This is a genomic window from Desertimonas flava (assembly GCF_003426815.1).
Classification (GTDB): domain Bacteria; phylum Actinomycetota; class Acidimicrobiia; order Acidimicrobiales; family Ilumatobacteraceae; genus Desertimonas; species Desertimonas flava.
Genome location: NZ_QKYK01000052.1, coordinates 1 through 21,895 on the forward strand (window position 1 = coordinate 1; position 21,895 = coordinate 21,895).

Annotated in this window: 19 protein-coding genes; 14 read left to right on the plus strand and 5 right to left on the minus strand. The window is 70.7% G+C overall.

Annotated elements, in window-relative coordinates:
* From DN771_RS28155 to DN771_RS28165, 3 genes are all read left to right on the plus strand, one after another.
* The coding region (locus DN771_RS28155) for an LPXTG cell wall anchor domain-containing protein (RefSeq protein ID WP_117000908.1) at positions 1-1,565 on the plus strand (1,565 nt) is incomplete at its 5' end.
* A gap of 153 nt (positions 1,566-1,718) precedes the next feature.
* A complete protein-coding gene (locus DN771_RS28160) occupies positions 1,719-2,363 on the plus strand; it encodes an SRPBCC family protein (protein WP_117000924.1) in 645 nt (214 codons plus the stop codon).
* Between the two features lie 5 nt (positions 2,364-2,368).
* Positions 2,369-2,764 carry an ArsR/SmtB family transcription factor gene (locus tag DN771_RS28165; RefSeq protein WP_117000909.1) on the plus strand — a complete coding sequence of 132 codons (396 nt, stop codon included), beginning with the start codon at positions 2,369-2,371 and terminating at the stop codon, positions 2,762-2,764.
* A gap of 52 nt (positions 2,765-2,816) precedes the next feature.
* Here the strand turns inward: DN771_RS28165 and DN771_RS28170 are convergent, their stop codons facing one another.
* The 4 genes from DN771_RS28170 to DN771_RS28185 form a co-directional block, all read right to left on the minus strand.
* Positions 2,817-4,217, minus strand: a complete 1,401-nt coding sequence (locus DN771_RS28170) for a methyltransferase domain-containing protein (protein ID WP_117000910.1) — start codon at positions 4,215-4,217, stop codon at positions 2,817-2,819.
* The gene (locus DN771_RS28175) at positions 4,204-5,373 is read right to left on the minus strand and encodes an acyl-CoA dehydrogenase family protein (protein WP_117000911.1); all 1,170 of its coding nucleotides are present in this window, start codon (positions 5,371-5,373) and stop codon (positions 4,204-4,206) included. The genes DN771_RS28170 and DN771_RS28175 overlap by 14 nt, the downstream gene beginning before the upstream one ends.
* A 137-nt stretch (positions 5,374-5,510) precedes the next feature.
* Entirely contained in the window at positions 5,511-6,602 is a 1,092-nt protein-coding gene (locus tag DN771_RS28180) for an alpha/beta fold hydrolase (RefSeq protein ID WP_117000912.1), read from the minus strand.
* 89 nt (positions 6,603-6,691) lie between these two features.
* Positions 6,692-7,291 (minus strand): dihydrofolate reductase family protein, encoded by a 600-nt coding sequence (locus DN771_RS28185; RefSeq protein ID WP_117000913.1) that lies wholly within the window; start codon positions 7,289-7,291, stop codon positions 6,692-6,694.
* Positions 7,292-7,625: 334 nt separating this feature from the next.
* Here DN771_RS28185 and DN771_RS28190 point away from each other — a divergent pair, with 334 nt between their 5' ends.
* The 4 genes from DN771_RS28190 (at position 7,626) to DN771_RS28205 (ending at position 13,747) form a co-directional block, all read left to right on the plus strand.
* Positions 7,626-8,672, plus strand: coding sequence for a lipase family protein (locus tag DN771_RS28190; protein WP_162942518.1), 1,047 nt, complete (start codon positions 7,626-7,628; stop codon positions 8,670-8,672).
* 94 nt (positions 8,673-8,766) lie between these two features.
* Positions 8,767-10,551: a hypothetical protein gene (locus DN771_RS28195; protein WP_117000915.1), complete on the plus strand. Its 1,785-nt coding sequence runs from the start codon at positions 8,767-8,769 to the stop codon at positions 10,549-10,551.
* 64 nt (positions 10,552-10,615) lie between these two features.
* Positions 10,616-12,751: a phosphoinositide-specific phospholipase C-related protein gene (locus tag DN771_RS28200; RefSeq protein ID WP_117000916.1), complete on the plus strand. Its 2,136-nt coding sequence runs from the start codon at positions 10,616-10,618 to the stop codon at positions 12,749-12,751.
* Between the two features lie 87 nt (positions 12,752-12,838).
* Positions 12,839-13,747, plus strand: coding sequence for a pseudouridine-5'-phosphate glycosidase (locus DN771_RS28205; RefSeq protein WP_117000925.1), 909 nt, complete (start codon positions 12,839-12,841; stop codon positions 13,745-13,747).
* Positions 13,748-13,762: 15 nt separating this feature from the next.
* Here the strand turns inward: DN771_RS28205 and DN771_RS28210 are convergent, their stop codons facing one another.
* Entirely contained in the window at positions 13,763-14,887 is a 1,125-nt protein-coding gene (locus DN771_RS28210) for a LuxR C-terminal-related transcriptional regulator (protein ID WP_117000917.1), read from the minus strand.
* A gap of 177 nt (positions 14,888-15,064) precedes the next feature.
* Between DN771_RS28210 and DN771_RS28215 the strand changes: the two genes are divergently transcribed.
* From DN771_RS28215 to DN771_RS28245, 7 genes are all read left to right on the plus strand, one after another.
* Positions 15,065-15,910, plus strand: a complete 846-nt coding sequence (locus tag DN771_RS28215; protein ID WP_117000918.1) for an oxygen-binding di-iron domain-containing protein — start codon at positions 15,065-15,067, stop codon at positions 15,908-15,910.
* Positions 15,907-16,728, plus strand: coding sequence for a PIG-L deacetylase family protein (locus tag DN771_RS28220; RefSeq protein ID WP_117000919.1), 822 nt, complete (start codon positions 15,907-15,909; stop codon positions 16,726-16,728). The genes DN771_RS28215 and DN771_RS28220 overlap by 4 nt, the downstream gene beginning before the upstream one ends.
* Positions 16,725-17,387 carry a hypothetical protein gene (locus tag DN771_RS28225; protein ID WP_117000920.1) on the plus strand — a complete coding sequence of 221 codons (663 nt, stop codon included), beginning with the start codon at positions 16,725-16,727 and terminating at the stop codon, positions 17,385-17,387. Before DN771_RS28220 ends, DN771_RS28225 begins: the two co-directional genes overlap by 4 nt.
* A 137-nt stretch (positions 17,388-17,524) precedes the next feature.
* On the plus strand, positions 17,525-18,553 hold the full coding sequence (locus tag DN771_RS28230; protein WP_117000921.1) for an LLM class F420-dependent oxidoreductase: 1,029 nt from the start codon (positions 17,525-17,527) through the stop codon (positions 18,551-18,553).
* Positions 18,554-18,705: 152 nt separating this feature from the next.
* Positions 18,706-19,719, plus strand: coding sequence for a YihY/virulence factor BrkB family protein (locus DN771_RS28235; protein WP_117000926.1), 1,014 nt, complete (start codon positions 18,706-18,708; stop codon positions 19,717-19,719).
* Between the two features lie 44 nt (positions 19,720-19,763).
* Positions 19,764-20,375 (plus strand): phosphatase PAP2 family protein, encoded by a 612-nt coding sequence (locus DN771_RS28240; RefSeq protein WP_162942519.1) that lies wholly within the window; start codon positions 19,764-19,766, stop codon positions 20,373-20,375.
* 399 nt (positions 20,376-20,774) lie between these two features.
* On the plus strand, positions 20,775-21,895 hold a 1,121-nt coding region (locus tag DN771_RS28245; RefSeq protein WP_117000923.1), incomplete at its 3' end, for a DUF222 domain-containing protein.

A 21,895-nucleotide genomic window follows, 5' to 3' on the forward strand; every position in this document is an offset into this window, starting at 1 on the left:
CGGACGATCCCGGGTGCACGCCGCCGGTGTGTGAGTACGACCCGGAGTTGCCGCCGGACGATCCCGGGTGCACGCCGCCGGTGTGTGAGTACGACCCGGAGTTGCCGCCGGACGATCCGGAGTGCACGCCGCCGGTGTGTGAGTACGACCCGGAGTTGCCGCCGGACGATCCGGAGTGCACGCCGCCGGTGTGTGAGTACGACCCGGAGTTGCCGCCGGACGATCCGGAGTGCACGCCGCCGGTGTGTGAGTACGACCCGGAGTTGCCGCCGGACGATCCCGAGTGCACACCCGACTTCGTGGTCTCGGCCCTCTGTCGGGAGTACTCGTTGAGCAGCACCGGTGCCGATTCGACGGTCGGCTATTGGTACGACGTCACCAACCCGCAAGCGGGTCCCGTGACGATCACGTACTACGACTCGGTCGGGCCGCTGAGCATCACGCTCGCAGGTGGACAGTCGACCCGGATCCGCGTCGACTCCACCGATCCCCAGTTCCTCGTCGAGGGTTCCGAGATCGCCACACCCGTTCCCGGCGAGGACTGCGAGCTCGAGCTCATCGTCACCAAGGAGCTCAATGGACCGCCCCCGGGCGAAGCGCTGTACACGGTCGACATCGCCTACTACGACGACGGCGTCGAGAGCCTGGTCCTCACGTTCGAGCTGTCGTCGGAGGAGCCCGAGGCCATCACCCTCCCGGCGAGCTACGGGGATCCCGGCGACGACGGGGCGATCGAGTACATCGTGCGAGAGGTCGGCGAGAACCAGGGCACGATCGTGTCCTACTCGCCGTCCGACCGGTTCTTCGGCTCGGGCAACGTCGGCGAGCAGGTCTCGGTGGTGATCACCAACTCCTACGCCGCCGTCGAGATCGACAAGACGGTCAACGACGACCGCGTCGAGCCGGGTCAGACCATCTTCTACGAGCTGATCGTCAGCAACACGGGAGGTCTCGCCCTCGAGAACCTCGCCATCGACGACCTGTTCCCGGCGACGATCCTCTTCGTCGACTACGAGGTCGTCGGTGAGGGGCTCCCCATCTCGTGCACCGAGGTCCCGACCCCGGACGGACCCGACTACCTGACGTGTGATGCGACGGGAGTCCTCGAGCCGGGGCAGACGCTGCCGACCATCCGGGTGACCGCCGAAGTCGGGCCCGGTGCGTCGAGCGTCGACCACTTCGACAACCAGTCGAGGGTGATCGGTGACTTCATCGTCTCCGACGACAGTCCTTCCGGGCCGGCCGGCTTCAGCCGGGGCGCCTTCGGACAGTCGCGTGGTGTCTCCGTGGAAGTCTCGCCGGTGCGGGTGCTTGCGGCTCCGCCCCCGCCCGGCGAGAACCTCTCCTGCGCTCCCGTCGAGGGACAGGTGTGCAATGTCTCGCCCGTCGTCCTCGCTGTCGGCCAGGTGCCGGGATCGACCACGACGACCACGGTGGTCGGTGGTGGCGGTGAGCTCCCGGAGACCGGCTCGGACGTGACCGACGAGCTCGTGCTGTTGGCGATGGGTCTCCTCGTGGCCGGTTCCGCGGCCCTGGTGGTTTCCCGGCGCCGCATCACGGCCTGACGTTCAGGTCCGGCGCCGCCGGTGTCCGCGGCGTGAGGGGGCGCCGCGGGCACCGGTGTGCGCCATGCCTCCGATAATGATAAGTTGCTACTTATGAATGAACCGGAGACACGACGACCGAACCGCGATCGCGAGCCGAGCGAGGCGGTCACCATGGCGGGAGACCCGGTGCAGCTCGCCGGTCTGGTCGTGCGTGAGGTTCGCCAAGGAACGCGCGACGGGACACCCACGAGGATCGCCGTCGCTCGGCGGACGTACGCCACCGACCAGCGCGACCTGTGGGAGGCGATCACGAGCCCGGAGCGGATTCCCCGGTGGTTCCTGCCCGTCTCGGGCGACCTCCGCGTCGGCGGGAGGTACCAGCTCGAGGGCAACGCCGGCGGCGTCGTCGAGCGGTGTGACGAGCCCGACCTGTTCGCCGTGACGTGGGAGATGGGCCCGATGGTGTCCTGGCTCACCGTCCGCCTGGTCGCTGCCGGCGCCGGCACCACGCTCGAGCTCACCCACGAGGCGCACGTCGATCCCGACCTGTGGACGCAGTTCGGGCCCGGAGCGGTCGGTGTCGGTTGGGATCTCGCTCTCGTGGGTCTCGGTCTGCACATCGATTCGGGACGGCCAGTCGACCCGGAGTCGGGAATGGCGTTCACATTCACCACCGCCGGCAAGGAGTTCGTTCAGCTCGCGGCGGCCCGGTGGGCCGAGGCGGCCGTCGCCGACGGCGAGGAGGCGGACGCCGCCCGTGCGGCCGCCGAGCGGACCACACACTTCTACACCGTGGCCCCCGACGGCACCGGGTGAAACCGATGACGGCGGTCTTCGAGGCGCTCGGGGAGCCGGCGCGCCGGGCGGTGCTCGAACTGCTCGGAACCGGCGAGCAACCCGCCGGCGCGATCGTCGCCGCCGTACAGGATCGCTTCCCGATGTCGCAGCCGGCGGTGTCACAGCATCTGAAAGTGCTCCGCGAGGCGGGGCTCGTGACGTTCCGCAGCGAGGGGACGCGCCGGCTGTACCGGATCGACGAGCACGGCGTCGAGGCGGCACAGGCGTGGCTGGCCCGGTTGCTCGACTCGCTCGCCTCGCTGGCTCAACCCCTCGACGCCCTCGAGACCGAGGTCGCTCGCGGTCGGCGGGCTCGGCGCGACGCGTCGCCGGCCGCCGACGCGTCACCGGAGTCCGCCGGCGACTCGCGTACGGCGTGACGCGGGCGGAGACCCGCGACACGAGTCCGATGCCGGGGTCCCGCCGTTCGCCTCACGTGCATTGCACGATCGGGCGCCCCCACCGGACGGCGTCGACGACCGGTCGGGGAGCATCGGCCAGCTCCCGATCGGGGTGCACACCGAGCGCCCCGTTGATCGTCGAGTAGGCGATCCGCAGGGCGACGAAGGTGGTGATCGCGAGGATCGCCGCATCGTCGTACCCGGCGGCGCGGAGGTCGTCGAGATCCTCGGCGACGGTGCCGTTGGGGTCGCCGGCGACTCGCCGTGCCCACGTCGCCAGGGCCCGCTCCTTGGCGTCGAGCTCGGTGTCGTCCCCGCGCAGCACGCCGGCCGCGACGTCGGGGCCCGAGTGGGTCGCCAGCTTGAGGCCCCACGCCAGCGAGCAATACGAGTCGCCGTGTGCCGACGCGCATGCGGTGACGAGAATGCCGCGCTGCCGGAACGTCAGCGAGCACGACCGGGCGACGCGGTCCAGCAGGCCGAAGAGCGCATCGTGCACGTCGGGCGAGTGGGCCCATGCTCGTGATGCGTTCATGACGAACCCGATGGTCTCGACGTCGTGCTCGTAGGAACGCTGGAGCTCCTCGGTCGTGTCGGGCACGGCCAGGAAGCCGCTGGGAGAGCAGGGCGGAGCTGCCGGCTTGTCCGCCAGGTACCCGACGACGTCGAGGGTTGCCCGCAGCGGCAGCCCGTCGCGGACCCGGGCCGACGCAACCTCGTGGGCGTACTCCATGAACGCGTCCTCGCCGACCGTCTGGATGGCCTCGTACGAGGGGCCCATCGACGCCAAGCCCCGGGCGTACGACGCGGGGTCGGCGAACTCCCAGGCCATCGGGATCGTGACCCGCCGGATATGCACGAAACCCGTCCGGTCGAGCAGGTCCTCGCCCGCGCCGGGGCGACCGAGGGCGACCATCGCCGCCTGGTTGGCGACCTTCGGTTCGCTGGCGAGCCTGAAAGGTGACAGCGCCCATGCCCCCTCGGATGCCTTGATGTGTCCCCACACCGTGAAGCCGAGTCGGCCCGCCGGTGCGAGGACCCGCCACGCCTCCGTGAGGGCATCGGGAGTGGTGCCCCAGAACCCGCGGAAGCTCGTCACGACGTCGAAGGCGCCGTCATCCCACGGCAGGTGGTGCATGTCGCCGACGGCGAGGTCGGCGTCCGGGTTGCGGTGGCGGGCGACCGCGAGCAGGCGGGCCGACGCATCGATGCCGGCGACGGTCGCGCCGCATGCTCGGGCCAGCTCCAGCGCCAAGCCGGATCCGCAGGCAACGTCGAGCAGCCGGGTCCCGGCGCCGACGTCCAGATGTCGGTGGACGGCGACGTACTCCCGGCAGTTCGACGGCTCGGCGAGGGTGGCGAAGTCAGCCGCCCGCCGGCCCCACCCCTCGTCGACGAGTCGCCAGGCGTCCGGGTGTTCAGAAGCGCTCACCGGGAAGTCCCAGCGCCAGCTCGCCCGCGTGCAGCAGCGTCTGCTCCGGGGTGAAGGGGTGGAACTTGGCGGCGCGGATGTCGCGGTACGCGCGCTCGATCGGCGAGCCCTTGAAGTAGGCGGCGCCACCGGCCAGCTCCATCGCCACGTCGCAGACCTCGACCCCGGCGAGGGCGATCTCGCGCTTGGCCGCCATCACCGCGGCCAGGGTGCCCATCGACGGTGTCGGGTCGTCGCCGGCGATCGCCAATGCGCCGTCGAGCGCCCACGCCGCGACCCGGGTGCGATGCGTCATCAGGCCGACCTGGCGTTGGACCGTACGGTCGTGCACCCGGTCGCCGACGGCGGCGATCGCATGGTCCCGCGCCGCCTCGGTGATCCCCAGGTAGACGCCCGAGATCACGCCGAAGCCGATCGTGCCGATCACCTGCAGGGGCGGATCGACGACCCCGTGCGGACGGTCGGCGAGGACGCGCTCGTCGGGCACGAAGACGTCGTCGATGGCGACATCGTTGCTGGCCGTTCCGCGCATGCCGAGTGTGTCCCAGGTGTCGAGCACCGAGACGCCGGGATCGGCGAACGGGACCGCCATGTTGAGCACCCTCGTGCCGCGCTCGGCATCCTCGTAGGTGAACATCGTCGACATGACGGATCCGCAGGGTGACTGGCTGGCGAACACCTTGCGGCCGCTCACCCGGTAACCTCCGTCGACCCTGGTCGCCGTGCCACGAGGGCCTGTCCAGTCGGCTCCCCCGGTGGAGACGAGGACGATCCCCTCGGTCGCGACGCGACGGAGCGTCGCTTCGGCCCCCGGCAGGCCGCGGCGATAGCGCCACGCGGTGAAGGCCGTGACGTGCTGGTGCATCGCCGTGGCGAGCGCGGTCGAGCCGCAGTGGCGGGCGAGCTCGCGCTGCACCATGGCGATCTCACGGATCGTCGCGCCGGCCCCGCCGAGCTCGGGGGGCACGGCGATCGACAGCAGTCCGGCGTCGCGGACGTGATCGAAGGATTCCTGCACCCAGGTGCCGCCGATGTCCGCCGGTCCGGCGTTGCGGGCGAGCACGGGGCCGCACGCTGCTGCCCGCGCGACGAGCGTCGGCTCGGAAGCGGTGTCGGGCTGGTGGTCGGTCACCGGGTCGGTCTTCGTCGTGGTCATCGTTCGTTCCTCGCTCGTTGCTGGCCGGCGTGCCGCCGGCCAGGCGAAGGTACGCACGACCCCATGGCGCGCACATCGGTGCCGCCACCCAATCGTCGGCGGGACCGGGCTGGCCGGCGCGGCCCGACGCGTACGCGTCAGGTGCGGCTGAGGAGCATGGCCACGGCGCCTGTGCGTGCCGAGCGGCCCTGGACGCCGAGCTTGACGTAGACGTTCTGCAGGTGGCGCTCGACCGTGCGCAGGCTCAGCGTCAGCGCCTCGGCCAGGTCGTCGTTGGACAGGCCTTGCGCGGCGAGCCGCAGCACCTCGAGCTCGCGAGGCGACAGCGTGCTCACCGGATCGTCGCCCGATTGCTCGCCAGGCAGATCGCGATCGGGGGCGATGAACGTCGACACCTCGTCGAGGAAGACGGGCCACGCGGGCTCGTGCTCGAGAACGATGTGGTTGTTGCTGTCCAGCGGCACCAGCCTCGCTCCACGGATGTTCGCGGCGAGGTAGCGGCTGTCGTCGAAGTCGTTCATCTGGTCGTTCAGCGACTGCACGACCAGCGTCGGCACGTCGAGCTCGGCGAGCAGGTGACAGGTGTCGGCCTGGGCCCGCTGACGGCGGGCGATCACCGCGGTCTCCGCCGACACCGCCATGCGCTGTAGCTCGTCGAGCCAGCGCATCTGCTCCTCGGTGGCGTCGGGGATCATCATCGAGGTGAACACGCGACGGAACGCCGAGTCCGGCCGGGCCCAGCCGACCTTGATCATCTGCTCGAACGTGGCGCTGAGCTCCAGCTGTTCAGGTGTCGGATCGCGGAACGCCGCGGCGTAGCTGCCGTAGAAGACGAGACGCGTGACCCGTTCGGGGTGCCGGGCCGCGTACTCGATGACCACCGGGCCGCCCTGCGACATCGCCATGAGCGCGAAGTGGTCGACGCCGGCGTCGTCGACCACCGCCTCGAGGTCGGCGACCCGGGCGCCGAGACCATGATCCTCGACGCCCCAGTCGGACAGGCCGTGGCCCCGCTCGTCGTAGCGGACGACGGTCGCCACCTCGCCCAGATCGGCGAGGAAGTGGCGCCACACCGGGCTCTGCCAGTCGTACTGCAGATGACTCAGCCAACACGTCGCGATCACCAGTGGTGGGCCGCTGCCGTGCACGGCATAGGCGATCCGCACGCCGTCGGCCGAGCGGCAGAACCGCACGTCTTGTTGGGCGGCCCCGCCGCGACCAGCACGCACGGGCGTCCAGCGTAAGCACTGCGCCCACCGGCCGCGAGCGATTTCAGCGCCGGCTGCGGACGCGGTGGGCAGGCTCAGCGACGCCCTCGCTACAGGCTCTCCACCGCCGTCTCGTAGGAGCCGCTGGGCGGGGTCGGATTGGGCTCGTAGACGACATAGATCACACCCGTGGCGAAGGCCTGCGACGACTTCAGGGTGAAGTGGTGCTCGGGGGTGCCGTCGAAGAGGCGCAGGCCGGAGCCTGCGGCCGCCGGGTGCACGAACAGATGCAGCTCGTCGAGCAACCCGGCAGCGAGGAGCTGGCGCACGATCGACACCGAGCCGCTCAGCGCGATGCGCCGGATCGACGGGTCGGCCTTCAAGGCGGTGACCGACTCGACGAGGTCGCCCTCGAGCTGTTCGGAGTTGCGCCACGTGAACTTCAGCGGGCTGCGCGAGACGACGATCTTGCGCATGTCGCCGAGCGTCGCGGCGAACTCGGCGTCCTCGCCTCCGGCCGCCTCGCGCTCGGGCCACGCGCCGGCGAAGCTGTCGTACGTGACGCGACCGAACAGCATCACATCGGTGTCGTGAGTGTCGGAGACGGCGGCGCCCATCTCGTCGTTGAAGTAGGGAAAGTGCCAGTTGCCGATCATCGGATCGACGACGCCGTCGAGGGCGCTGAACAGGCTGGCGGTGACGAGGGCCATGGGGATCTCCAGGTTGGTGGGGTCGTGTCGGTCGTTGTCTTGGACTGGCTGCGGGACCGGAACTCATCGCGGGCCCGCTCCCTTCGAGCATGACCTCGGCGCGAGCGCACGCTTGAGAGAATTGGCCGATGGGAGAGGGCGTGGCATCGGGGAGCGGTGGGGTGGACGGACCGGCTCGTGCGGAGCGCACCAGCCGACGGTGGCTTCACTGGCTGATCGGGTTGGTCGGTGGGTTCATCGGCCTGGTCGTCGCGGCCCTCGCCGTGTTCCTCATCGCCACCCGGACCCTGAACCCGGCGCGTTCTATTCGGCGCCGGACGACCTCTCCGAGCCGGTGGGCACGATCCTGCGGTCCGAGCCGTTCACCGACGGAATCCCGGCCGGCGCCGAGGCGTGGAAGGTGCTCTACGTGTCGACGGACGAGCACGACGAGCCGATCGCGGTCAGCGGCCTGGTGATCGCGCCGACCGACCCGCCGCCTGGGCCGCGGCCGGTGCTCGCGTGGGCACACGGCACCACCGGCATCGTCCCGCCGTGTGCCCCGTCGAACACGTCGGATCCGCTGAAGGGCGTCCCCGACATGACCGGCGCGCTCGAACAGGGCTGGGTGCTCTCACTCACCGACTACCCCGGGTTGGGGACCGCCGGGCCGCACCCCTACCTCGTCGCCCAGAGCGCGGGACGAGCCGTGCTCGACTCCGTCCGCGCCGCCCACGCGCTGGACACCGGTCTCGAGCTCGACGACCGGTACGCCGTGTGGGGACATTCGCAAGGCGGACACGCCGCCCTGTCGGCCGGGCAGCTCGCCGACGACTATCTCCCCGAGTACGAGCTCGCCGGCGTCGCCGCGCTGGCACCGGCGACCGCCCTGCAGGACAATCTCGCCGCAGTCGAGGGCACGAAGGCCGGCAATGTGCTCACGATCATGGCCGTCGGCTCGTGGACCGCGTACTACCCGGACATCCCCGACGGCACGTTCACCCGGCGGGCGAGGATCCCCGCCGCGCAGCTCGCCAAGGTGTGCATCAACCAGCCCTCGGCGTTCCGTTTCGTCCTCTTCGGAATCCTCCTGCCCGACGACATCCTCGCCATCGATCCCGCCGCCGATCCGCGGTGGACGGAGCGGCTCGACGGCAACAGTCCAGCGCCGGGCGGCGTGAGGTCACCGCTGTTCGTCGCCCAGGGCCTCGTCGACGAGATCATCGCGCCGGACGTCACCGAGGCGTGGGTCGAGCAGCGATGCGCGGCCGATCGGCCCACGACCTGGCAGACCTACGACGGCGTGAACCACGTCGACGTGGTCCACCAGGGCGGCGTCGACGCCCTCGAGTGGACGATCGCCCGCCTCGACGGCACCCCCGCCCCCCAGACCTGCCCGTGATCTGACCGGCGACCTGACGGGATGGGCCAGGCACCTCCGGTCAGGCCACCGACGCCGGGGTCGGGCGTTGCGCGGCGGACTAGCTTCTCGCTCCGTGGAGGACGATCCGTTGGTCGCGCCGGACGCCGACGCCGACGCCGAGTCCGACCTTCACCTCTTGCGGCGCTTCGAGCCGATCCTGCGGTTCAACGAGGGCGAGCTGTTCCTCCCCGCCGCGGTCGAGGACTACGTGCGCTGCTGCGAGCTCTTCGGGCGGGAACCCGGCGGCAAGGCGACGCTGCTCGCCGCCAAGGGCACGCTCACGATCGATCGCCTCGTCGAGTTGGGCATCGATCGTCCCCGTCCCGGCCACTACCTCCGCTTCGTCGACGAGCCGGCGAGCCGCTCGCAGGTCGCACGGTGGCGGGTGCGCAGCGACCGGCCGAAGTTCCGCGGCGCCAGCCGGCTGGCCCGCGTCGGCGTGCTCAGCCGCTGGATCGACGCGCTCAACCGGGCGAGCTTGATGTTCCGGGGCCGGGTGGCCGGCGGGACCGAGGTCGCCGCCGAGATGCAGTACCGCCGGGAGTGCCGACCCGAGTACCACCCGTACTACGGCCGCGTCGTCCGCGACGGCGGCTACACGGTGCTGCAGTACTGGTACTTCTACGTGTTCAACGACTGGCGTAGCCGGGTGTTCGGGGTGAACGACCACGAGGCCGACTGGGAGCAGATCACCATCTATCTGGTGGATCGGGACGGCGATCTCGTGCCGGCGTGGATCGCCTCGTCGGCCCACGACGAGGTCGGCGACGACCTGCGGAGGCGGTGGGACGATCCCGACCTGACCCTCGTGGGTGAGCACCCCGTGATCCATCCCGGCCTCGGATCGCACAGCGGCGCCTACCTCGCCGGCGAGTACCTCACCGCCTACGACGGGCCGGCGTTCGCCCGGCTGCTGCGGTGGTCGCGGCGGGTGTCGCGGACCCTGCTGCCGTGGACTCGAGGCCAGCATCACGTGGGTCTGTCGATCCCGTACGTCGACTACTCGCGGGGCGACGGGATCGGCATCGGGCCGGGCGAGGACCGGGACTGGCAGGCCGTCAGGATCGACGAGACGACTTCGTGGGTCGTGCACTATCGCGGACTGTGGGGCGACGACACCCAGGATCCGCTCGGCGGCGAGCGGGGCCCGGCCGGCCCCCGCTACGAACGCACGGCAGCGGTGCGCACGTCGTGGGGCGACCCCGTCGGCTGGGCGGGCCTGCACAAGGTTCCGCCCGACGAGCACGCGGCGCGGGCCGCCGTCGGGGAGCGGCTCGCCGAGCTCGACGCCGAGCTCGGCGCGCTCGACGAGCAGATCGCCCTCCAGCGGACCCGGGTGCGGGCCGTGGTGGCGAGCGGCGAGCGGGTCCCGGCGGCCGACGACCTCCACCTCAACACGCTGGCCGCCGACCGCGTCGCCCGCCGAGACGAGCGTCTCGTGCTGGCTCGCGGCATCGATGCAACGGCTCCCGTCGCCGGAGCCCACGACCACCTGCGTCATCGCCGGCTGCCGGTGCCGGAGGAGACGAGGGCGCGGCGACGGTTGCTCGCCCTGTGGTCGGCGGTGAGCACGTCGTTCATGCTCGCAGTGGTCGTCGTCACCCTGCTCGCCCCCGACTGGAAGGTCGCCACCATCGGCGTCGAGTCGATCCTGTTGCTGTTCGCGATCGAGGCCCTGGCCCGGCGACAGCTGATGCGCTTCGTCGTCCTCGTCGTGGTCCTCGTCGCAGCGGCATCCGTCGCATTGACGATCGGGATGGCGCTCGTGCGGGACTGGCGCGTCGTCGCTGCCGTCCCGGTGGCATTGATCGCTCTGGCGCTGCTGGTGATCAACGTCCGCGAGCTGCTCCGCGACTGACGGGGCGACCACTCGGCCGCGCACATCCCGCGTTCGCGCGGTCGCCGGCGCGATGATTCGGCCCGTGGAGTCCCGTGGGTCTCACCGGCTGGTCATCCGCGCCCTGCTCGTCCTCGGCGCGATCACCGCCGTGCTCGGGGTGCTGGCCGGCCACGTCAACCGCCAACTGTTCGACGGCAACACGTTCGCCACCAACGTCGACGAGATGCGCCGCGATCGGGATGTCGCCGAGCAGGTCGGCCTCGAGATCTCCCGTCAGATCATCAGGAGCGCTCCCGATCTCGCGGCCCTGCGGCCCCTGGTCGACGACGTGGCGGTGCGCGTGGCGGGTGGCAGCCTCCTGTCGGGCCCGGTGCGCCAGGCGGCCAAGTCGGCCCACGACGCTTTCGCCGGCGGCGACGGCGACGCCGTGGTGCTGCGCGTCAGTGACGCCGGAGCGGTCGTGACGGCTGTGTTGGCCGCGGTGGCTCCGGACCGGGCACCCGTGTCCGCCGACGTCTCGGTGACGTTGGCCGACATCGGCGGGCAGGACCTCTCGAGGGTGCTCGTCAGCATCGGCCGCACCGTCGACGTGCTCGCCTGGGTCCTGCCGATCGTGGCCCTGATGTCGTTCGTTGGTGCGGTGGTCCTCGCCCCGCGGCGCTGGCAGGCGGCTGGTGCCGTGGGGCGGGCGCTGCTGTGGGCCGGCGGTGTGCTCGGCGTCGCCCTGACCGTCGGCGGCTGGTTGGTCCGCCGCCTCGACGGCGACGACATGAACGGCGCGGTCGTGCGCGCCGGCTGGGCGGTGGTGGTCCGGCCACTCTGGTGGAACGTCGCGGCGATCGCCCTGACCGGGCTCGCCGTGTTCGTGGCCTGCGACTCGTCGGCTCCCGAAGCGTTCGCGGCGCGGGCGGCTCGGGTCCGGAACCGTCTGTTGACGCGACCGGCCACGACGGTCGGGCTCGTCGTGCGCATCATCGTCTCGGCCGCGGTCGGTCTGGCGGCGATCACCGACCCCCTCGGGCTGATCGAGCCGCTCATCGCGCTGAGCGGCGTCGGTCTGGTGTTGTTCGCGATCGTCGAGCTCGCCCGCCTGGGCGCCGACGCCCGCGCCCGTGACGCCGCCGACGACGCAGCCATGGCGGCCACCGCGGCGACCGGCGAGTCACCGCGGATGCTGTCGCGACCGGTGACGTTCGCCGTGCTCGGAGTGGTCGCCGTGCTCGTCGTCGCCGGCACCGTGCTGCAGGCCCGGCCCGGTGGCGACGTGTCCGCCGTCGAACCCGACGGCGAGCTGACGTGCAACGGCCACGCCGAACTCTGTGATCGACGCTACGACGACGTCGCCTACGCCGCCTCCCACAACTCGATGTCGGTGCTCAACGAACCCGGGTGGTTCCTGGCCGAGCAGACCGACCCGATCCCCGCCCAGCTCGACCAGGGCGTGCGGGTCCTGCTCGTCGACGTCTGGTCGGGCCGGCCCGGCACGGGCGTGGTCCGCACCGCCGAGAGCAGCTACGAGGAGGCGCTGGCGATCGCCAACGAGGAGCTCGGTCCGCAGGTGGTGAACGCCGCGCTGCGCATCGCCACGTCGATCGCCGGCGAGGCCGTCGGCCCCGAGGCCCGGTTCATGTGCCACGGACTCTGCGAAACGGGCTCGACACCGTTCGTGCCGACGCTCGAGCAGATCCGCGGCTGGTTGATCGCTCACCCCACCGAGGTCGTCACGCTGTTCATCGAGGATCACGTCGCCGCCGACCTGATCGCCGACGACATCGTGGCCGCCGGTCTGGTGCCGATGATCGCCTCACCGCCCCCGCCGGGCGAGCCCTGGCCGACGCTCGGCGAGATGGTCGACGCCGACCGACGCCTCGTCGTGATGCTCGAGGAAGGTGACGGAGGCGACGCCGCCCCGTGGCTGGTGAACGGATTCGAGTACACCCAGGACACCCCGTACACGTTCCCGTCCGTCGGCGACTTCAGCTGCGACGAGAATCGCGGCCCCGCCGACGCCCCGCTGTTCCTCCTCAACCACTGGCTCGCCAACTTCACGAGCCTCGTCACCGACGCCGAGCGCGTGAACCGGCGCGCTGTGCTGCTCACCCGGGCCGAGCAGTGTCGTGAGGAGCGGGGGCAGATCCCCAACTTCATCGCCGTCAACTACACCGACCGTGGCGACCTCTACGCCGTGGTCGACGCCCTGAACAACGTGGAGGCCTGACCGGCAGGTCTCCCAGCGCAGCGTGACCGATGTCGGCCGACCGCCGCCGTGTTGCTCGTTCGCTCCGAGGTCCGTACGTTCGACGGGGTGAGTCCGATCAACGTCAGCCCTGAAGTCGCCGCCGCCCTCTCCGAGGGCCGCCCCGTGCTCGCCCTCGAGTCGACGATCTTCACCCACGGGTTGCCGTCGCCGCGCAACGTCGACGTCGCCCTCGGGGCCGAGGCCAAGGTCCGCGAGCTGGGGGTGACCCCGGCGACCATCGCCATCGTCGACGGGGTCCCGCACGTCGGGCTGGTCGCCGGACAGATCGAAGCCCTGGCCGCCGGCTCGACCCTGCACAAGGCGAGTGTGCGTGACCTGCCGGTCGTCGCTGCCAAGTCCCTCAGTGCCGGCACCACCGTCGCGGCGACCGCATTCCTGGCCCAACGAGTCGGTGTCCAGGTGTTCTCCACCGGCGGCCTCGGCGGGGTGCACCGCGGGGCGTCCGGCACGTTCGACGAGTCGGCCGACCTGCCGACGCTCGCCCACACGCCCATCGTCGTGGTGTCGGCCGGAGTGAAGTCCATCCTCGACATCCCGCTCACGCTGGAACGGCTCGAGACGCTCGGCCTCAGCCTCGTCGGCTACCGCACGACGCGTTTTCCCGGGTTCTACCTGAGCGACTCCGGCCACCCGCTCGAGTACCGCGTCGACTCGCCCGGTGAGGTCGCCACGATGTTCCGCGCCGCCCTCGATCTCGGGCTGCCGAGCGCCGTGCTGGTCGCCAACCCCGTGCCGGTCGAGCAGCAACTCGATCCCGACGTGCTCGGCGCCGCGCTCGACGCCGCACTGGCCGAGGCCGATCGCTCGGGCGTGGCCGGCAAGGAGCTCACGCCGTTCCTGCTCGATCGCATCCAGCTGGCCACCGGCGGCGCCAGCGTCGACACCAACGTCGCCGTCTACGAGAACAACGTGCGCCTCGGGGCCGAGATCGCCGCGGCGCTGGCCGCCCAGTAGCGCTTCGGCGGGAGGTCAGTTGGCGAACCAGCCGCTCGGCGCCAGCTCACCGCCCATGCGCGGGACGTACTGGTCGAAGTACACCTTGGAGATCAGCTCGCGCCGGCTCCGGACGCCGGCCTTCTCGAAGATCGACTTGAGATGGTCCTGCACGGTGTAGGCCGACATGTGCAGCGACGCGGCGATCTCTTTCGTCTCCACACCCTGCAGCACCAGCCGCGCGACGTCGCGCTCACGAGGCGTCAGGTCGAACGCGGCGACCACGAGCGGGACGATCTCCGGGGGCCGAGCCTCCTCGATCGTCACCACCACGTCGCCGGTCGCGTCACCGCCCTGCATCGGTGAGGCATTGAGGATCAACCAGCGCCCCGATGGGGCACGCACCCGCATGCACGGAGGTGTGGCCACCTCGCCCGACCCGTACCGCTGTGCCTGTACCACGACCGAACCGACGGCGCTGGCGGCACCGCTGTAGGCGTCAGCCGAGTCGAGCTCGTCGAGCCACGCCTCGGCACTGCCGTTGCGCGAGCGGATCTGACCGTCGGCACCGACGATGAGCACCCCGGGGCCGAGATCGTGGCCGGCGCCCGGCGCCGTCCGGCGCACGAGGATGCCCGACCGGATCCCAACGGCGAGCCAGTGGGACAGCGAGGCGAGGAACTCCACTTCCTCCGCCGTGAAGTCGGCGTCACCGAGACGGCGGTGGAACGCGATGCCACCCCACGTCCGGCCGTTGGCGACGGCGGCGACCCGGGCTTCGTCGGAGAAGCCGTACGTCGGCCGGAGGAACACGTTCTGGCGGAACAGGGCGTCGTCGAGGTCGACCGACTCGAGGTTGGCAGCGGTCGCCGGTGTCGAGCGATACCCGAGCGCACCGAAGCTCGTCGGATTCCGCGGTCCGTACTCGATGGCGCCCCAGCGGGCATCGGCCTCCGGGTCGGGCCTCAGCTCTCCGAGCTTGTACGTGCCGGTGCACAGCCGCGTCGCCGGGTCCAAGAGCCCGGCGCACATCGCGCGATACGGCACTGCGCGGCGGAGCGACTCGTCGATCTCGGCGAAGTAGTCGGGGAGCTCCAGCCCGGCGCGCGAGATCACCTCCACGTCGCGACGTACTCGTTCGAGGGTCAGCTGGCTCGCCACGCCGACAGTCTGGCCCCAATCTCGTCGCCGTGCCATCCCAGAACTCTGGGGGTGTCGCAGCCCCCGGCCGGCGGGGTCTGAAGATCCCAGGTGTGAGGGATTTCCCGCCGACGGTCCGGCCGTCACGATCGGCGGCGAGGCGGTCGCCCGACCGCTCGCCTTCGAAAGGAAATCCCGATGACCGTCGAAACGAACCCACCGTGTCCGCCCCACTACCCCCCGGTGCAGATCGCGCCCGACACGTTCGTCATCCAGGCGACCCAGGGAGAGGGCGCCGGCCCTGTCGCCGTTCACCTCAACGCCATGGTGATCCGGGGACCCGAGCCGATCATCGTCGACACGGGCGTGCCGGGACTGCGCGAGCGCTACCTCGGGGACATGTGGTCCCTCGTCGACCCCGACGACGTCCGCTGGGTGTTCCTCAGCCATGACGACGTCGACCACTACGGCAACATCGGCGCCGTCATGGAGGCCTGCCCGAACGCGACGCTGCTCACGTCGTGGTTCCAGTGGGAGCGGCTGGGCAACCTGCCGGAGATCGCGCCGAACCGCATGCGCTGGCTGGAGACCGAGTCGAAGTTCGAGGCCAACGGTCGCACGTACGTCACGATGCGTCCCCCGCTCTTCGACTCGCCCACCACCCGAGGCCTGTTCGACACGGCGACAGGCGTCTTCTGGGCCAGCGATTGCTTCGCCACGATGGTGCCCCACGCACTTGCCGACGTCTCCGACCTGCCCGAGGAGTCGTGGATCGAAGGGTGTTACGCCCAGGCGCAGCAGCTCAGCCCCTGGCTGACCATGACCGACCCGGCGTCGTACCACGCCGAGGTCGACCGCGTCGCACGGCTGGGGATGACGACGATCGCCTCCTGCCACAGCCCGACGATCGGGGCCGGGCACATCGACCGGGCATTCCAGATGCTGCACGACGTCCGGACCGCGCCGCCGATCCCCGTCCCGGGCCAGGAACTGCTCGACCAGATCATCGCCGCGGGCGAACTGGCGCTGGCGGTCACCTCATGAACGCGCCGACGACGATCGCCATGGCCGGTGAGCGGATGGTCGTCGTCGTCGCTCATCCCGACGACGAGTCGTTCGGTTGTGGCTCGCTCATCGCCGCCGCCACCGCCGCGGGTGCTGGCGTGACCGTGCTGTGCGCGACACGCGGCGAGGCCGGCGAGCGGCGCCCCGACCCCGTCACGGACACCTGGCCGCTCGGGCTGCTCCGCGAGGTCGAGCTGTGCCAGGCGGCGATGATCCTCGGCGTCGACGACGTCGAGATCCTCGACTACGGCGACTCCGGATTCTCTGGCCCTCTCGAGCCCGGGTCGCTCGTCGCCACCCCGATCGCCGATGTCGCCCGCACGGTCGGGCGGCGCCTCGCCCAACTCGAGCCCGATGTCGTCCTCACGCTCGACGGGAGCGACGGCCACCGCGACCACCAGCACTTGCGGGACGCGCTCCACATCGCTGTCGCCTCACTCGACCGGCCGGTGCGGATCGTCCACTCCTGTCTCGCCCGCTCGCTGATGTCGGAGTGGGCGGCGGTGATGACGGCGGCCGAGCCCGACCGCGAGCACCTGGGGGTCGCCGACCTCGGTCGCCCCGACGACGAGCTCGTGGCGGTCGACACGTCGGCCGTGCTCGGGCTGCGCGAGAAGGCGATCGCCTGCCACCTGAGTCAGGCCTCGCCCTTCGAGGCGCTGCCGCCGGATCTGCGCCGGCGCTTCCTCACCACCGACTTCGTCGTCGAGCACACGCCCGACGCCGACGCCCCCACTTCCGAACCAACCGACCCCCAGACACACCAACTCGCCCCCTTCGAAGGAGCATCACGATGAACCATTCCCCACTCACCGATCCCCGCCACGCCGTGCGGCTCGCCATCAGTGCCGCGACGGCGGCCACGCTCGCGCTCGGAGCGGCCGCGTGCAGCAGCGGCGCCAACGCCGACCGCCCGGCCGTCGACACCCAGTCGATCGACACGCAGTCGATCGACACTGCGTCCGTCGACGCCGCCTCGGCGTCCACGGACCATGCCCACCATGGCAGCGAGCCGATCGCCGTCACCGTCGACGGCGTCGACTACGGCTTCGAGCAGCTGCCCGACTCGGTCGAGGCGGGCACCCGCCTGTCGTTCCACAACACGGCCCCGACGGAGCTCCACGAGATGGCCATCTTCCGATTGCCCGACGACGAGGACCGACCCCTCGACGAGCTCGTCGAGCTGCCGGGTGACGAGCTGACGGAGATCCTCGGGAACCCGGCGACCGTGCTCCTGCAGGCTCCGGGATCCGACGAGGTCATTCCGGCGGTCGGCGACGGCACGCTCGCCGAACCGGGTCGGTACGCGGTGATGTGCTTCATCCCGCACGGGGCCGACCCCGACGAGTACCTCCGGGCGGCCGCCGAGTCCGACGGCGGACCGCCCCAGGGCATCGAGGGTGGGGCACCGCACTTCGCCCTCGGCATGTACGCCGAGCTCGAGGTGACCGCCTGACTCGACCGGTCACCGACCTCACGGTGGTGCCAGGCACCAACCGTCAGGTCGCCGCAGCGGTTCCGCGTGGCGGCTGCCCGACCGGTAGCGTCGGCCCAGCCGCCGCTTGGCGCGCAGGACTCGTCGAACGGGGGATCATGAAGCTCGGTCTGAACACGGGGTACTGGTCGGCCGGCCCACCCGCCGGAGTGACGGAGCAGATCGCCGAGGCCGAGCGGCTCGGGTTCGACTCGATCTGGACCGCCGAGGCCTACGGATCCGACGCCCTCACGCCGCTGGCGTGGTGGGGGGCGTCGACGACGACGGTGCGCCTCGGCACGGCGATCATGCCGATGTCGGCCCGCACGCCCACTGCGGCGGCGATGGCCGCCCTGACGATGGACCATCTGAGCGGTGGCCGGTTCGTCCTCGGGCTCGGTGCGTCGGGCCCGCAGGTCGTCGAGGGCTGGTACGGGCAGCCGTATCCGAAGCCACTCGCCCGCACCCGGGAGTACATCGACATCGTCCGGCAGGTCTTCGCCCGGGAGGCCCCCGTGCAGTTCTCCGGCGAGCACTACCAGCTCCCGTTCCCCGGCGGCGCCGGGCTCGGCAAGGCGCTGAAGTCCACGGTGCACCCGCTGCGCACCGACATCCCGATCATGCTGGCCGCCGAAGGTCCGAAGAACGTGGCCCTCGCCGCCGAGATCGCCGACGGGTGGCTGCCGTTCTGGTTCTCGCCGAAGAGCGACGCCTTCTACCGGAAGGCACTCGCCGAGGGGTTCGCCCGGGAGGGCAGCCGCCACCAGGGCCTCGACACGTTCGAGGTGGTCTCGCTGCTGCCGGTCATCATCGCCGACGATGTCGAGGGATGCGCCGACTTCCTCCGCCCGATGCTCGCCCTCTACATCGGCGGGATGGGCGCCAAGGGGGCGAACTTCCACTACGAAGTGTTCGCCCGCATGGGTTACGAGGCTGAGTGTGCCCGCATCCAAGAGCTCTATCTCGACAGCCGGAAGCCCGAAGCGATCGCCGCCGTGCCGACGAAGTTGGTGGAGGACGTGGCGCTGATCGGACCGCTCGCCAAGGTCACCGAGGAGGCGGAGCTCTGGAAGTCCACGGTCATCTCCACGGCCCTGGTCACGGGACCGGCGTCGCAGTACCGGACGATCCAGGAGATCCTGTCGTAGTCCGGCGACCCTGGACTGATGCGACCCTGGACTGATGAGCGACGACGGCGGGGTTGTCCCCGCCGATGGGCGGGTATCCATGCGACGGTGCGTACGGCGTTGACGTGGCTACTCGAAGGGCCACGGTCCGAATGGTCCTGTGAGGTGTGGGGGTGAACGTCTGGAATCGACTCGATGCGTTCCAGCAGCGGCATCGCTGGGCCGGATTTCCGCTCGCCGTCGTCTACAAGTTCGCCGAGGACCAGGGGCCCTACCTGGCTGCCTTGATCACCTACTACGGGTTCCTGGCCCTGTTCCCGCTGCTGTTGCTCCTCGCGTCGATCCTCGGCTTCGTGCTCCAGGACGACCCCGAGTTGCAGCAACGGGTGCTCGACTCGACGCTCAGCCAGTTCCCGGTCATCGGCGACCAGCTGGGTGACCCGCATGGCCTGCAGGGGAGTGGTGCGGCCATCGTGACCGGCGCGGTGGTCGCCCTCTACGGCGCCCTCGGCGTCGGCCACGCGGTCCAAAACGCCCTCAACGTGGCGTGGGCGGTGCCGCGACATCGTCGTCCGAATCCGCTGCACCTGCGGTTCCGGGGTCTGCTCTTCCTCGTCATCGGGGCCGCCGCGGTCATCGTCACCACCGTGCTCTCGGCCGTCGGCGGGGACCCCGGTGCGTTCGGCGCCGACGTCGCACGGTCGCGTTCGTTGCTCGCCGTCCTCATCGCGCTGGCCGTCAACACGGCGATCTTCGTCGTCGCCTTCCGGGTCGGCACCGTCCAGCGGACGACGTTCCGCAACCTGCTCCCGGGGGCGGTCACGGCGTCGATCGTCTGGCAGCTGCTCCAGGTCTTCGGGACCGTCTACGTCGGCAACGTGGTGAAGGGCACCGGCGCCACGTACGGCGCGTTCGCGCTCGTCCTCGGCCTGCTCGCGTGGTTGTACCTGGCCGCGGTCGGGATCGTGATCAGCGCCGAGATCAACGTCGTGCGGGCGAAGCGTCTCTACCCGCGTGCCCTGCTGACCCCGTTCACCGACAACGTCGACCTGACCGCCGCCGACCGCAGCGTGTACACCGACGCGGCGACGGCGCAGACCGCCAAGGGCTTCCAGACGATCTCGGTCCACTTCGACGACGACGGCCAGAACGCCAGCGCCAACGGGCGCCGCACCCGGCGTCCCTGACCGCGGACTGGAACCCTCCTGGGCTCCGCCGTACGGTGGCCGCGGTGAGACACGATGTCGCCCGTTGGTGGCCGCTGGCTGCCGTTCTCGTGGCCGCCGTGGTCGGGTTCGTCGTTCACGCCAACGGCGGTGCCCTCCCCGGCGAGGTGTGGTACATCGATCGGCTGCAGGCACTCGGGGAACCAGTGCCGAGTGTTGCCGAGTTCGTGCGGGTCACCACCGGCACGGAGGGGGCGCTGGTCGTGCTTGCCGCTGCTGCGCCGTGGCTCGTCTGGCGGCATCAACTGGCCGGCGCCGCCGTGATCGGCCTGCTGCTCGCCACCATGCTCGTCGTCCAGCCCATCATCAAAGACGTGGTCGACCGGCCCCGGCCGACCGCCGCGCAGGTCGACGTACGGGCCGACCACTCCAGCTCGAGTTACCCGTCCGGCCACTCGATGAGCACGTCGGTCGTCTGGGGAACCGCGGTCGGTCTCGCCCACCGGCGGCGCCGGAACGGCGTTGCAGCCTTGGCCGCGATCCCGATCGTGGTGACCTTCCTGGCGAGCGGGGTGCAGGGGGTGCACTGGCCGTCCGACGCTGTCGGCGGCACGCTGCTCGGAACGGCGGCGGCTGCCGTGGCGGTACGAGTCGTGACGACGGGGCCCTCCGCGTAGTCCACCGCGAAATTGTCAGCTATATGAGGGCTCCTGGGGCGTCGTCAGGAGGAAGCCCTGAGCTCACCGCGAGACCGGACATCGACGCGCCGATCGACCCGCTCTTGCCGGTCATGTTCGACGACCCGTTCCCGATCTCCGCCGGCGACGTGGCCCGCCCAGCTGCGGGGAGGCGGCTTCATCCTCACCCGCGGCTACCGCAGCGTGCCCATCCGGCTGCACGAGCAGCCGGGGCTCAGTTCGTCAGCACGGTGCAGAGGACAGTGAGGCCGGCACACCGGTCGCGTCTGCGCGCGAAAACGATGCCGATCCTGCCGATTGTGCGGACAGACAGAAAAATCACGAGAAAATAGACGAACACCTGTTGCACACTCTGCTGCAATCGACTAGCGTTTCGTCATGGCCTCCGGCAACCGTCCCGACCTCGACCAGCTGCACGCTGCCGTCGACGCGCTCGGCACCGCGTTCGCCGACCTCGCCGTCGAAACGTTCACCACCGACACCCTCAAACACGCCAGCATCGAGGTGACACGAGCGGCCAACATGATCGACGGCATCCGCGCCGACCTCGCCCGCAAAGAACGCGACCTCCGCCCACCCGCCGGCACCATCCCACCCCCACCCAGCCGCTCCCTCGACCCCCGAGGCCACCGCCCCCACCGCCAACCCGAACGCGATTCAGCACGCTCCGACCTGTTCGACCAGCTACCCGCACTCGGCGACGCCACCCGCCGCGGTGACCTCTCCGGCGCCTACGCCGACACCGTCACCCAAGCAGTCGCCCGCCTCTCACCCGACGAACGAACCGCGTTCTACCAGCGCTACCGCAACGACCTCACCACCCACGCCCTGGGCAACGATCTGCACAGCTTCCGGGTCCACGTCCGCGGCCTCGTCGACGACTTCGACCGGGCCCGCGACCTCGAACGCTTCCAACAACAACGCGCCAACCGCACCGCCAACACCTGGACCGATCACGCCACCGGCATGACCAACCTGTTCGCAAAGTTCGATCCCGAAACCGGCGCCCGCGTCCGCGCCGCCATCGACCAAGAGATCGACCGGCTCTACCGAGCCAAACGCGACGACCCCACCGACACCCGCACCCACCAACAAGTCGTCGCCGACGCCATCGCCAACCTCATCACCGGCACCCGCACCAACAACCAACACGCCACCGACCTCGTCGTCCTCATCGACCTCCAAACGCTGCTCGATCACGACGCCACACCCACCCCGCCGACACGGCCCGCGACAAAGACGACCGCTGCAACGCCGGCTGCAACACCATCGGCGTCACCAGCGAACCTGGGGCGTTGCTGCGAAACCTCCGACGGCACACCCCTGCCCGTCGAAACGATCCGCCGGCTCGCCTGCAACGCCGGCATCATCCCCGCCGTCCTCAACAGCCACGGCGTCATCCTCGACCTCGGCCGAACCCGACGGCTCGCCACCAACGACCAACGCCAAGCACTCCGCACGATGTACCCGACCTGTGCGTTCAACGACTGCACCACCCC